The sequence below is a fragment of the Nitrospira marina genome, assembly GCF_059568365.1.
The window spans coordinates 279512-292533 of record NZ_JCANTH010000001.1 but is presented as its reverse complement, the minus strand read 5'-3'; the positions used below and the strand labels follow the sequence as shown (position 1 = coordinate 292533).

Annotated in this window: 10 protein-coding genes; 9 read left to right on the top strand and 1 reads right to left on the bottom strand. The window is 51.7% G+C overall.

Going from position 1 to position 13022, the window contains the following annotated elements; all coding sequences use genetic code 11:
* The first annotated feature begins 338 nt into the window (after positions 1-338).
* The 6 genes from LX98_RS01270 (at position 339) to LX98_RS01245 (ending at position 10249) form a co-directional block, all read left to right on the top strand.
* A complete protein-coding gene (locus tag LX98_RS01270; protein ID WP_496427179.1) occupies positions 339-1772 on the top strand; it encodes a peptidoglycan DD-metalloendopeptidase family protein in 1434 nt (477 codons plus the stop codon).
* Between the two features lie 83 nt (positions 1773-1855).
* On the top strand, positions 1856-4270 hold the full coding sequence (locus tag LX98_RS01265) for a DNA topoisomerase (ATP-hydrolyzing) (RefSeq protein WP_496427178.1): 2415 nt from the start codon (positions 1856-1858) through the stop codon (positions 4268-4270).
* A 68-nt stretch (positions 4271-4338) separates the two neighbouring features.
* Complete coding sequence (locus LX98_RS01260; RefSeq protein WP_496427177.1) at positions 4339-6282, top strand: DNA gyrase subunit B; 1944 nt, start codon at positions 4339-4341, stop codon at positions 6280-6282.
* A gap of 113 nt (positions 6283-6395) precedes the next feature.
* Positions 6396-8108: a SagB family peptide dehydrogenase gene (locus tag LX98_RS01255; RefSeq protein ID WP_496427176.1), complete on the top strand. Its 1713-nt coding sequence runs from the start codon at positions 6396-6398 to the stop codon at positions 8106-8108.
* A gap of 259 nt (positions 8109-8367) precedes the next feature.
* Positions 8368-9474 (top strand): DNA-3-methyladenine glycosylase, encoded by a 1107-nt coding sequence (locus LX98_RS01250; RefSeq protein WP_496427175.1) that lies wholly within the window; start codon positions 8368-8370, stop codon positions 9472-9474.
* A gap of 295 nt (positions 9475-9769) precedes the next feature.
* Complete coding sequence (locus tag LX98_RS01245) at positions 9770-10249, top strand: urate hydroxylase PuuD (RefSeq protein WP_312741846.1); 480 nt, start codon at positions 9770-9772, stop codon at positions 10247-10249.
* A 224-nt stretch (positions 10250-10473) separates the two neighbouring features.
* On the opposite strand, the gene LX98_RS01240 is transcribed toward LX98_RS01245, so the two are convergent.
* Positions 10474-10710 carry an Lrp/AsnC family transcriptional regulator gene (locus LX98_RS01240; RefSeq protein ID WP_312644591.1) on the bottom strand — a complete coding sequence of 79 codons (237 nt, stop codon included), beginning with the start codon at positions 10708-10710 and terminating at the stop codon, positions 10474-10476.
* Positions 10711-10973: 263 nt separating this feature from the next.
* On the opposite strand from LX98_RS01240, the gene LX98_RS01235 reads away from it, so the two are divergent.
* From LX98_RS01235 to LX98_RS01225, 3 genes are all read left to right on the top strand, one after another.
* Positions 10974-11906 carry an ABC transporter substrate-binding protein gene (locus tag LX98_RS01235; RefSeq protein WP_496427174.1) on the top strand — a complete coding sequence of 311 codons (933 nt, stop codon included), beginning with the start codon at positions 10974-10976 and terminating at the stop codon, positions 11904-11906.
* A 139-nt stretch (positions 11907-12045) separates the two neighbouring features.
* A complete protein-coding gene (locus LX98_RS01230) occupies positions 12046-12549 on the top strand; it encodes a transcriptional repressor (RefSeq protein ID WP_496427173.1) in 504 nt (167 codons plus the stop codon).
* Positions 12533-12961 (top strand): rubrerythrin family protein, encoded by a 429-nt coding sequence (locus LX98_RS01225; protein ID WP_312644598.1) that lies wholly within the window; start codon positions 12533-12535, stop codon positions 12959-12961. Before LX98_RS01230 ends, LX98_RS01225 begins: the two co-directional genes overlap by 17 nt.
* The last annotated feature ends 61 nt before the right edge of the window (positions 12962-13022 follow it).

Here is a 13022-nt window from a genome sequence, read left to right as displayed (position 1 = left end):
TGTCACCAAGAACCACCGGCTTCTTCCATGAAACCAAGCTCCTGATCAACCATTCAGGAAGCGGGAATTCCCACATCATCCATCTGGACGAAACCCCTGGCCCGAGAGGAGGGGATATGAGACATGAGGCCTGGCTGTGGCCCGGCACAGGCTAGGCGATCATCCTGTCCATGTCAAGAGTACAGAGAGCCGATTTCTACGGTTGTGAATCAGGCGCGCGCGCTTCACCGTCTCTTCAGACAGATCATACACTTGCTCTGAAGGCTGGGTATGGTATAAGAAGAGGAACATTTTTTGTCCTGCTCGCACCATCCTCTGGAGGAAGAGTTACCTCGATCGTGTCTAAAAAAGGCTTGCTGTTTATCATCGTCCTGGCTCTTATCGCCATTTACCTGGGATTAATTGGGAACGCACGATGGGGAGATTCCACCGCCCCTGAAATCTCTCTCGAGCAACCGTTCGATCTGGTCGGCCCAACCACGCCACTGGTTCTTCGAATTCATGATGATGGGACCGGTCTTCGGGATATCTCAGTCCGCATTATTCACAACTTGGAAACATTCAGTCTGGCCGACCAATCCTTTTCTTCTGAGGGGTGGTTTTCGGCAGCCGGAGGACGGGACCATGAATTCACCCTGAACGTGATTCCCTATGCCGACTCGGACCTGCCTCGTAGGCAAGGTCAGGCCCAACTCATTGTGACCGCCAGGGATTATTCCTGGCGAAACTGGTTTGAAGGTAACGGACAACGATTGGAGAAGGAATTTACCCCGCAATTTACACCACCCAGATTAGAACTTCTGTCACCCCCCACGACCATCGTGCAAGGTGGAGCAGGTATCGTCAGGTATCAAGTGATCCCGGACGTGTCTATTCACGGGGTAAAGATTGGAGAGGCTTTTTTCCCGGGATATCCTGCCCCGGACAAAGCCGGAATGTTTGCTTTTATTGCCTTTCCTTATAATTTGCCGTCCTCGACCCCGATTCAAGTTATTGCCGACGACGGGTATGGCAACTCCGCTCTCATGGATGTGAGTTTCAAGGTCAAACCTCAAGCCTGGCGTACCCGTTCCATCACGATTTCCGACTCATTCATTCGTAAAACGGTTCCAACCATCCTGGCACAGACTCCTGAATTACAGAGTATGGGCGATCCACTGAAGGATTTCCTTCTGGTCAACGACACGTTACGCAAAATGAATAACGAGACCATTTCCAAACTGGCCAAGAGCAGCCGCCATGAATTTCTCTGGAAAGGGGCGTTTCGCCAATTGTCGGGCTCACAGGTCGAAGCCTCCTTCGCCGATCACCGCAAATATATGTATAAGGGACAGGTCGTCGACACCCAAGATCATTTAGGGTTTGATCTCGCCGTCACCCAGCATTATCCCGTCGAAGCGGCTAATAACGGAATTGTCATATTTGCTGGATATCTGGGAATTTATGGGAACACAATTATTCTTGATCATGGATATGGATTGCTTTCCTTGTATGCGCATCTCTCCTCGATTGAAGGCAAACCCGGTGACGCTGTCACCCTGGGACAACCCATTGGCAAATCAGGCACCACCGGTCTCGCAGCCGGCGATCACCTGCACTTTAGTTTGATTTTGCATGGCGAACAGGTGAATCCCACGGAATGGTGGGATCCGTTTTGGGTGAAAACCCGCATCAAAGACCAGTTAGGATTGCCCTCTCTGGTTAAACCAACGGATGAAGAACCGGAACCGGCCACAACACACTTAGGCCCCTCGCCCGCGCCTGTCCAGTAATATCATAAGGCGGCTTCACCCTCCGAGATCCTGAATCCCACATGAATTTCAAGACCCTCTGAGTCATCAAAGGATACGAACGTATGGCCAAACGAACCCGGTCTGGCACCGATAATTCCACCAACAACCCTTCAGCAATCATCCCGGTTCTACTGGATGAGACCACGCGTCAACGCTATCTCAATTATGCGCTCTCGGTTATTACCTCACGGGCCCTTCCGGATATCCGGGATGGGTTGAAACCCGTGCAGCGGCGCATTTTATTTTCCATGTTTCACAATCATCGCCTTGTGCCTGACCGGCCTCCCATCAAGAGCGCCAAGGTCGTGGGGTCCGTTATCGGTGAATGGCATCCACATGGGGACGCGGCGGTCTATGACGCGATGGCTCGAATGGCCCAGCCCTGGTCATTACGCAACACCCTGGTGGATGGACATGGAAATTTCGGCAGCCAGGACGGTGACCGTCCCGCCGCCTATCGCTATACCGAAGCCCGTCTGACACCTCTCGCACTCGAACTGCTGAATGAACTGAATAAAAACACGGTCGACTTTCAACCCAATTATGATGGCAAAGCGGAAGAACCGCTGGTACTCCCCGCGCGCTTTCCCAATCTGCTGGTGAATGGCTCAACGGGAATTGCCGTGGGCATGGCCACCAATATCCCTCCCCATAATTTAGGAGAGGTGATCGAGGCCGCGATCGCCTTGATTGCGAAACGGGATGCCTCAATTTCCGATCTCATGAAATACCTGAAAGGCCCGGACTTTCCGACCGGCGGCGAAATTTTGAACAACAAAACTGAGATCCGGGAAATGTATGAGACCGGACAGGGGTCGATCCGGCTTCGCGGAGAATATGAAGTCAAAGCATTGGATCACGGGAAATCAGCCATTCTCATTACATCCATTCCCTTTGCCGTCGATAAGTCCACGATTGTGGAACGGATCGGCGAATTAATCATCACCAAAAAGGTTCCGCAATTGGTGGATGTCCGGGATGAGTCCACGACCGAAGTTCAAATCGCGCTCGAGACACAAAAAGATGCCGATCCCCATCTGGCCATGGCCTATCTGTTTAAACATACGCCGCTGCAAAATAACTTTTCCGTCAATTTGACGTGCCTGGTTCCGGTACCGGGATCGACCGTGGCGCGTCCTGATTGCTTGAATCTCAAGCAGATGCTGGAACAGTTCATCGACTTTCGCTTTGTCACCGTTAAGCGAAGATTCAGCTACGATTTGCAAGTGCTGGAAAAGCGCATCCACATCCTGAATGGGTTCAAACTCATTTTCGACGCTCTGGATCAGGTGCTCAAGATCATCCGGCAAAGTGAGGGTAAAGCCGATTCTGCCAATAAACTCCAACAACGATTCGGACTCGAACCCATTCAAACCGACGCGATTTTGGAAACGCCCATCTATAAATTATCCCGAACCGAAATTAAAAAAATGCTGGATGAGCTGGCCGACAAGCTGCGTCAGGCCAAGAATCTCAAAACCCTTCTGGCTTCCAATACCAAATTATGGGATGTGGTCAAAAAAGAACTGGAAGAGGTCGCCACGGCTTTTGGGGACAAACGTCGGACCAAAATCGGCCGGCGACAAACCGAGGAAGTCGAGTTTGATCCGGACGCGTTCCGGGTTAAAGAAGATGCGGTGATCACCGTTTCCGCAGATGGATGGATCCGGCGAGTCGGCCTTATTAAAGATCTTTCCAAAGCCCGGGTTCGGGAAGGCGATCGGGTCATGACGATTTTAGGCGGGAGTACCCTGGAATCGGTGGTGTTCTTTTCCAATTACGGCAGCGCCTACTCTATTCGCATCGGCGATATTCCACCGGCCCGAAGTGGCTTTGGAGATCCGGCGCAAAAGCTCTTTAAATTCAAAGATGGCGAACGTATTATTGAAGGGCTGAGCTTCGACCCGCGTATGCGGACAACGGGACTGTCCGCCCTTGCACCGTCAAAAGGTCGCAACCTGCCACTCTTCGACGGCACCCCATCCGGTCTATACGGAGAAGCCGTCGCCATGACTTCAAGCGGGATGGGGATCCGGTTTGAGCTTGACCCCTTCCAGGAGCCCTCGACCCGACTGGGCCGAAAATTTTGTAAACTCAAGGAAGGGGAAGAAGTTATCGGGGTCAGCCAGGTAACCGCTCCTCTGCAAAAAACCGTCGTGGCGGTCGTCTCCGCGCGAGGACGAGCCTTGCTTTGTCAGGCCGAAGAGGTGGCGCAATTGGCCGGACCCGGCCGTGGAGTCATCGTCTTGAAATTGGACCAGAACGATACCGTGGTTGGATTTAGATTATTGTCTTCAAAAGAGGAAGAACTCGTGCTTGCCAAAGAGGACGGTGGCACTCTTTCCGTCTCCCTTCGCAAGTACCAGGTGGTCGGACGTGGAGGGAAGGGGCATCCGTTGTTTAAGCGGGGTCGTCTGACCGACATAGTTCCAGCTGAATTGACCGTTCCAATCTTTCAAACCGAAGTTACCGCTTAGTTCCCTGGAGCACGACACTATGAAGCTGTTGAACATTTCGAATCCCACTTATTCCCGAGGGTCCGTTCATGGGTAAAACATATGATGCCAGTGACATCGTGGTGCTGGAGGGTATTGAGCCCGTCCGACGCCGCCCTGCGATGTATATCGGAGGCACCGATAAGACGGGCCTGCACCACTTAGTCTGGGAAATTCTGGATAACGCGATCGATGAGGTCATTAATGGCTACGCCACTCACATCATCGTGGAACTGGATAAATCGCGTGAAGGTCTTCGCATCACGGACAACGGTCGTGGCATTCCGGTGGATAAACATCCCAAACACAAAAAGTCGGCATTAGAAATTATTATGACAACCTTACATGCCGGAGGAAAGTTTGATACGGGAAGCTACATCCATTCCGGCGGATTGCATGGAGTCGGCGCCTCGGTGGTGAATGCCCTGTCCCGTCACCTGGAAGTTCAGGTGAAACGTGACGGCAAGGAGTGGGAACAGACCTATCAGGCCGGGGTACCTCAAGGTCCCGTCAAAGCCTTGGGCAATGCACGAGGAACCGGGACTTCGGTCTATTTTCGTCCCGACCCCAAAATATTCGGCAAAACCATTCAATTCGATCCCGCGGTGTTACAGGACACGCTGGATGCGAAAGCCTATCTGCACAAGGGGCTCAAGCTGACCTTTAAAGATGGCACCACTGGAGAAACCCACCTGTTTCATCACGAACAGGGCATTCAGGAATATTTGCGCAAATTAGTGGCGGATCGCGCTCGAAAAACGACCGTCGATTTCGTCTTTTACCTGGAACGCCAATTTAAAAATGGCGCATCAGGCCCTGAAGGCGGGGCACAGGCGCTGAAAATGGAAGTCGCCTTGCAATGGACCGATGAACCCGCCGAATTCGTCAAAAGTTATGTCAATGGGGTGGCCACTCCGAATGGGGGCACGCATGAAATGGGATTACGTGGCGGCATTGTGAAAGCTGCACGCAATTACATTGACACCCACAATCTCACGCCCAAAGGCCTCTCCCTTCAAGCCGAAGATATTCGCGAGGGCATGGCGGCCGTACTGAGCGTCCTCGTCCTCCACCCGCAGTTTCAGGGGCAAACGAAGGAGCGGCTCAATAATCCGGAAGTGCAGGCACAAGTGGATAATCTGGTCCGGCCGGCACTTGAAACCTATCTGAACGAAAACCAAAGCATTGCGGAAACTCTCGTGGGTCGCATGATCCTGGCGGCACGAGCCCGCGAAGCCTCTCGTGAAGCCTCCAAAGCCGTGATGCGGAAGTCGGCCGTGAGCCATCGCCTCAACCTGCCGGGAAAACTGGCCGACTGCCAGAGCACGGATCCAACCATCAGCGAACTGTTTATCGTCGAGGGGGACTCTGCAGGCGGGACGGCCAAACAAGGCCGTGACTTAAAAAATCAGGCGATTCTTCCCATACGGGGCAAAGTGCTAAACACGGAAGAACTCACACTTGCCAAAGTGGTTGAGAACAAAGAGCTGGCGGATGTCGTCAAAGTCTTGGGCTGTGGAGTCGGGAAAGACTTTGATCTCAAGAAACTCCGGTACCATAAAATCATTTTGTTGATGGATGCGGATATTGACGGCTATCACATCAGCACACTGTTGCTGACGTTTTTTTTCCGGCACATGCCTGATCTGATCAGGGGAGGCCACGTCTACATTGCCCAACCGCCACTCTACCGAATTGAAATCGGAAAGGAAGTCCACTGGGCCGGCACCGACGAGGAAAAAGAACGGATTGTGTCAAGTGCCCGCAGCAACGCCAATCCCACCATCAGCCGCTTCAAAGGCTTGGGCGAAATGTTTCCTCAACAGCTCAAAGTCACCACCTTACACCCCGCCACTCGTCGCTTACTCAAAGTCGAGCTGTTAGATGAACTCCAGACCAACCGGACCTTTCAGGATTTGATGGGCAAACGCACCGAGGCCCGGTATGAATTTTTGATGGCCAATGCCGGGTTAGCTGACAACCTCGACGTGTAACAACCCGTCAGCTGTAAACACAAACGGTGGGAACACCGACTCATCGAGGTAAGGCAGGCCGTATTGTTTCACTCACCTCTCACGGTGTTACACTTGTCCACATGAACACCCACATGTCCAAGCAGGAATTGAAAACAGCCCTTGACCACGTCAAACAATATCACGAGCAGACTAAGCATGAGTTCAACCGGTACGCCCGGTCGCTAGGATATTTGGATTGGGCCAATCAGCCCAATCCCTTCCGCCGATTCGATGGCGCTCCGCTTGTTCCGCTTCCACACCTCCCACTCAACGAAGACCCGCTGTCTCCACCGTATGAATCACTCTTTCATCCGTCTTCGATCCCCTCGCAACCCATCACCCTTAACACCCTTTCTCGCTTTTTTGAATATGGGTTATCACTGACGGCGTGGAAAGCCTACAACGGAACAAGCTGGGCTTTGCGGAGTAATCCTTCCAGCGGCAACCTCCACCCCACCGAGGGTTATCTCTTCACGGGTTCCCTACCTCACCTTGCCGTGGAACCAGGCCTATACCACTATGCCCCGAAGGAACATGCCCTCGAATACCGTTGGGCTCTTCCTCCTGAACCTGCTCAATCGATACTTCAAGGCATGCCTTCTGAAGGATTTCTGGTAGGCCTCACGTCCGTTCATTGGCGGGAAGCATGGAAATATGGAGAGCGGGCCTTTCGATATTGCCAACATGATACGGGCCATGCGATCGGCACATTGCGAATTGCAGCGGCGACCTTAGGCTGGAATCTGTTGGTGTTGAGTGGCACCTCAGACGAGACGATTGCACGCCTCCTGGGTCTGACGAGACCGCAGGACTTCCAACAGGCAGAACGGGAATACCCGGAATTGCTGGCGGCAGTCTGGCGCAGAAACCTTCAACCCTCTCCCACGCTGAATCTGGCATTCAACGATCTTGATGATACGGTGCTCACATCAGGAGAATGGAAAGGCACGGCAAACCGTTTGAGCCAAGATGAACCAGTCCTGTGGGAAATTATTGATTCGGTCACGGAGGCGTCCTGGAAATCGACTCAAGAACCCGAACGCATTGCCTTTCATACCTCAGTTGCTCCCATGAACGAAGGGAAAGTGGTTGAATCTGAACCCCTGGCTGGTCACATCATCCATCAACGACGAAGCGCCGTCGCATTTGACGGACGAACCGGCCTCCCTGCCGATCGTTTTTTCACCATGCTGCAACGGATCATGCCAAGAGAGGACTTGCCTTTACCGGATCGACTCATGCCCTGGGATGCCATTCCCTGGGAACCCTCGATTCACCTCATCTTGTTCGTTCATCGAATAGACGGGATACCGCCAGGACTGTATTGGGTCAATCGAAATCCAGAACACCGAGACCTCATGTTTTTCAAAAATGCGATGCACGAGCAGTTTGTCTGGTCGACCCCTGAAGCCTGCCCCTCCAATCTTCCGCTCTATCTCTTGGAAGAAGGGAACGCGCAAAATCTGGCCAAACAACTCAGTTGCGGGCAGGACATTGCCGGAGACAGTGCCTTTGCGCTTGGAATGGTAGCCGAATTCGACAAGAGCTTAGAAACGTATGGCCCGTGGTTTTACAAACGGTTGTTTTGGGAAACCGGGGTGATCGGACAAGTGCTCTATCTGGAGGCCGAAGCGGCTGGCATCCGGTCAACGGGGATCGGCTGTTTTTTTGATGATCCGGTCCATCGGGTTCTCGGCTTTCATCCTCAAACCACGTGGCAATCGCTGTATCATTTCACTGTTGGCGGCCCGCTGGACGATGGTCGTCTCACGACATTGCCACCCTACGGCCCTCACGTCACCTGAATCTCCCTCCCCTTCGTAAGGGGTTTAATTCCGAAGAGCCATTAAAGAGGTGGGATAACATCCTATCCTTGAATCCCATTATGTGTAGTGATTTCATCTCCTCCCCTTTGTAAGGGGAGGTGTAGGTGGGGTAGACTTCATCCACCCGATCAGAGATCACACAAATTTTGGAAATCTCAACGAGAAGACAAAAGTCTCTACCTCCCCTTTCCCCTCCTTACAAAAGAGGCGAAAACAAACCACATATGATCAGAGACGCATGACCACCAAAAAAGGAAAATCAGACCTTCTTCCGGTAAAACGTCGGCTTCGATCAAACCAAACTCCGGCTGAGCAATTGCTTTGGTCAAAACTTCGTGGTTTTCAAATTCACGGCTTCAAATTTCGTCGCCAACATGGAATCGGATCATACATTGTAGATTTCTATTGCCCGGAGAGATCCTTGGCGATTGAAGTTGACGGCGATGTGCACGCGAACGAAAGTAAAATCAAGAGCGATCGACAACGAGAGAATAATTTACATTCATTGGGGATCAAGCTCATTAGGTACAACAATGACGACATTCTGCACAATCTGAATGGGGTTTTAGAAGATATTGCGTTACATGTGGCCAAGAGTTCTACCGCCCCTACCCCCTCCATACAAAGGAGGGGAAGGCAAAAAAATGACTCTCCTTCGAAATTCCTGCTAGTCACGAACCGTAGACCTCGAATATTTCCTCCAAAGGAAGCAAATCCGGAACCCTATTTTCCAGTCACACTTCAAGGGCTTGGTAACTCTCCGGATCCTTTACCGCGAATATTTTTTGAGCGGCCAACCTTGAAAGTTGCGTCAGAACTGCTGGGGAAGGTACTGATCAAACAGACGCCAAACGGGATCATCCAGGCCAAAATTGTGGATACGGAAGCCTACGTGGGACCGGAGGATCGAGCCTGCCATGCCTCCAAAGGCCGAACGAAACGTACAGAAATTATGTTTGGCCCTGCTGGCTTCACCTATGTTTACCTGATTTATGGAATGTACCACTGTCTCAATATCGTGACTGAACAAGAGCAATATCCTGCTGCAGTCTTAATTCGAGGACTGGAAATCTTGGGAGGGGATTCGCCGGGTTTGCCCAGGCGCATCGACGGTCCCGGCCGAGTCTGCCGATTTTTAGAAGTTAATCGGACGCATAACGGATTGGATACCACGCTCGGCCTGACACTTTGGATCGAAGATCACGGTCTGGCCGTTTTGCCAAAACAGATTCAATCTCTGCCTCGAATTGGCGTGGACTATGCGGGAGAATGGGCAAAGAAATTGTGGCGGTTCTGTCTGCCGGCTTCGACTCCCCCAAAAACACGTCGAGCCACCCCGAAGTAAATGCTTTCGAATCCTGTTGCCAGATATCTTGAACAAGATAGCCGGTCTACGTTACGCTAAGGCACCAGATAGTTGCTGGCTACATTCCGTAAGCCACATGACACAACCCGCTTCTCATTTCTACGAAACAATAAAGGAGGAAGACAATGGGCAATCCGCTCGATACGATCTCTGGCACCATCACTGCTGGCTTTGTATTGACTGTGGTCCTGTACGGCCTGGTCAAAATGCTGGTGTGACACCTCATCACCTCCAAAGACTTATTTAATCAACCTAACGAATACGAGGACATCTTATGGAAAGTTTATTAGCGTGGGGACATTACCTCGCGGGCATTACCTGGATTGGAATTCTCTACTACTTTAATTTCATCCAAGTGCCATTTCTCAAAGCCGTCACCCCCGAAACCAAGGCTGAATCCTTTAAACACCTGGTGCCCAATGCGCTCTGGTGGTTTCGCTGGGGAGCCCTGTTCACCTGGATATTTGGGGCCGCCCTACTGATGAATCAGCATCGGATGGGAAGTGCATTTATGCTGCAGGGACCGGATGCCGTGATCGGGATGGGTGCCTGGCTTGGGACCATTATGTTGCTGAATGTGTGGGGAATTATTTGGCCCAATCAGAAAAAAGTCCTTGGGCTCAAGGAAGCCACACCTGAAGAAAAAGCCAAGGCCGGACGGATGGCACTCCTGGCGTCTCGCACAAATACCATGCTTTCCATCCCCATGTTATTTTTCATGGCCAACTCCGGCCATGCTTCCGGTTTGTTCTGATCTCAATCGTCCATTTTCTTTCGAATCAGAATTAAAACAAAAGCCGGGGTCGAAAGACCCCGGCTTTTTCTATAAGTACCCTTGTTTTTTTGGCTCAATAGAAGAGCATGGAGAGATTGTATAAACCAGGAAGCCACACCCCACAATCCGGAGCAAAAATAGCTATGCTCTATCTATCCCCTTAAGTTCGTCCCCCGCTTCTGAGGCAAGGATAATGAACGCAACTAATCCTGGACGACGATATGCGTGTCGGTTTCTTCCACTCCCGGGATGGTGTGAATCTTGGCCATGATGAGGTTGGACAGAGCCCGGTCATCAGGCGCATTGACCAGACCAAAGATATCAGGCTGACCGAAACAGGCATGAGCTTGTTCCACTCCAGAAAGGGCTTTGAGGGTCTCTAACACATCTTGGACTTTTCCTGCTTTGACTTTCATGAGAATATACGCTTTAGCTGCCATACATACCTCCTTGATGAATGCAAATCGGATTTCGGTCATCAATAGTGAAATTGGTGTTGGAACACAAAAGACATAATCGTGATCGTTTTGCCGAGCCATGCTGAAAGTACCTTTGTACCATAGATGGAAAGTAGCTTCCATTCTCTTCCCGCTCTCTCCTCAACAGCCCAGGCAACCAAAAAAAAGTTGCGGACGCCCTGCCTTCCTCAGGTAGGATGAGCGATTAATTTTCCCCCGTTCTATTCACCTAACAAGGAAATATTGTGTCTTCTCGTATTGTGTCGTTGATTCCTAGTGGGACGGAAATGGTCTGCGCCTTAGGTTGCCGTGCCCAGCTCGTCGGCCGGTCACACGAATGCGATTTTCCTTCCGACATTACCTCTCTTCCTGTTTGCACTCAAGCCACGGTGGATAGTGAGGGAACGAGCCAAGCTATTCATGCCCAGGTTTCAGAACGTCTCCAGTCAGCCCTTTCCTTGTATAAGGTCTTGGTCGACCAAATGCAGGACTTACGTCCGGATGTCATCGTAACCCAGACCCAGTGTGAGGTGTGTGCCGTGAGCGCTGATGAGGTACAGCGGGCCCTTCGCGACTTGATAGGAATGTCACCCACGTTGATTTCCCTGGGTGCGCAGGACTTATCAGGGGTTTGGGACGATCTGACCAGAGTGGCGGACGGCTTAGGACAGCAAACTGCAGGACGGGTATTTCTGAAACAGGCCCACCAACGCATGGGCGATATTGCGGACCGCGCCCAACAACAACCTACTCCCCCCACTGTGGCCTGCATCGAATGGATGAAACCGCTGATGGCTGCCGGCAACTGGGTACCCGAACTGGTTCATTTGGCCGGAGGGCAATCGGTGTTTGGACAGGCAGGGACAGACGCCCCATGGATAAGCTGGGAAGCCTTGGCCGCTTCGGATCCGGATATTCTGGTCTTGATGCCTTGTGGATTTTCCATGGCTCGCATTCAAGAAGAATTGCCGGTCATGACATCACATCCATATTGGCCACAGTTACGAGCAGTACAAAATCAGAAGGTGTACCTGACGGATGGGAACCAGTTTTTTAACCGTCCGGGGCCGCGCCTCGTTGAATCCCTCGAAATTTTGGCTGAGATTTTTTATCCCACTCATTTTCAGTTTGGGCACGAAGGCCAGGGATGGCGTCAGTGGATTCCTGCAAAACGTTAAATTCCTGGAAAACGCAAATCACCGGAGCACGGGTCTTCCCAATTTCGCTTTTGCCTGGCTTTCTGTGCAGCCGGCGTACTCCGGTTGACCATCTCTTTAGGGTTTTGTTAAATAGTAACTATTCCTAAACAGGAATGATATGGAAATTCCATTCAAGGACATCAAACAGAAGTTTCAGGGATGCGGATTAAAAACGACCCCGCAGCGAACTGCTATTTATGACGCCCTCCTCCGCAGCACTACCCATCCGACCGCGGAAGAGCTCTTTGCCGAAGTCGCTCCGCAATTTCCGATGATGTCTCTAAACACCGTCTACTACACACTTGGGGCTTTGCGTACCTCCGGGTTGATTCATGAAGTCAATATTGGCCATACCCGGGCTCGATTTGATGCCAACCTGTCTCCCCATCACCATTTGATTTGCTTGGGGTGCCAGGCCATTGTCGATGTCATCGATCCCCGACTCAATCGCCTGACCTCCCCAGCCGGCATTCCCAAAGATTTTGAAATTACGAGTTATCAGGTCGCTTTCCGTGGAATTTGCGGCTCCTGTCGCCACCACACGGGGCGCTCCATCAACCATTCATCACCGGGGTTACACCCCACAACCGTCAAAGGAGGACTCCATGGGAAAAGCTCTTAAAGGCACAAAAAGCCACGAAAATTTAAAAGCGGCATTTGCCGGTGAATCGCAAGCGAATCGACGCTATTTATATTTTGCCCGGCGGGCGGACATTGAAGGCTTTACCGATATCGGCGGTCTGTTTCGTGATACCTCTGAAGCTGAAACCGGACATGCGTTTGGGCACCTGGACTTTTTGAAGGAAGTCGGTGATCCTGCCACCGGCGTGCCGATTGGCAACACCGAAGCCAATTTAAAAGCGTCAATTGAAGGTGAGACCTATGAATACACCCAGATGTATCCCGGCATGGCAAAAACCGCTCGTGATGAAGGACTTGAGGAACTCGCAGAATGGTTCGAGACGTTGGCCAAAGCCGAACGATCCCATGCGAACCGGTTCACCAAAGGGCTGGAATCCCTAAAACAGAGCTGAGAACTCCGGCATTATGACACACGGCGGCGGTCGATAAAGGCTGCCGCTTTGTACACACTCT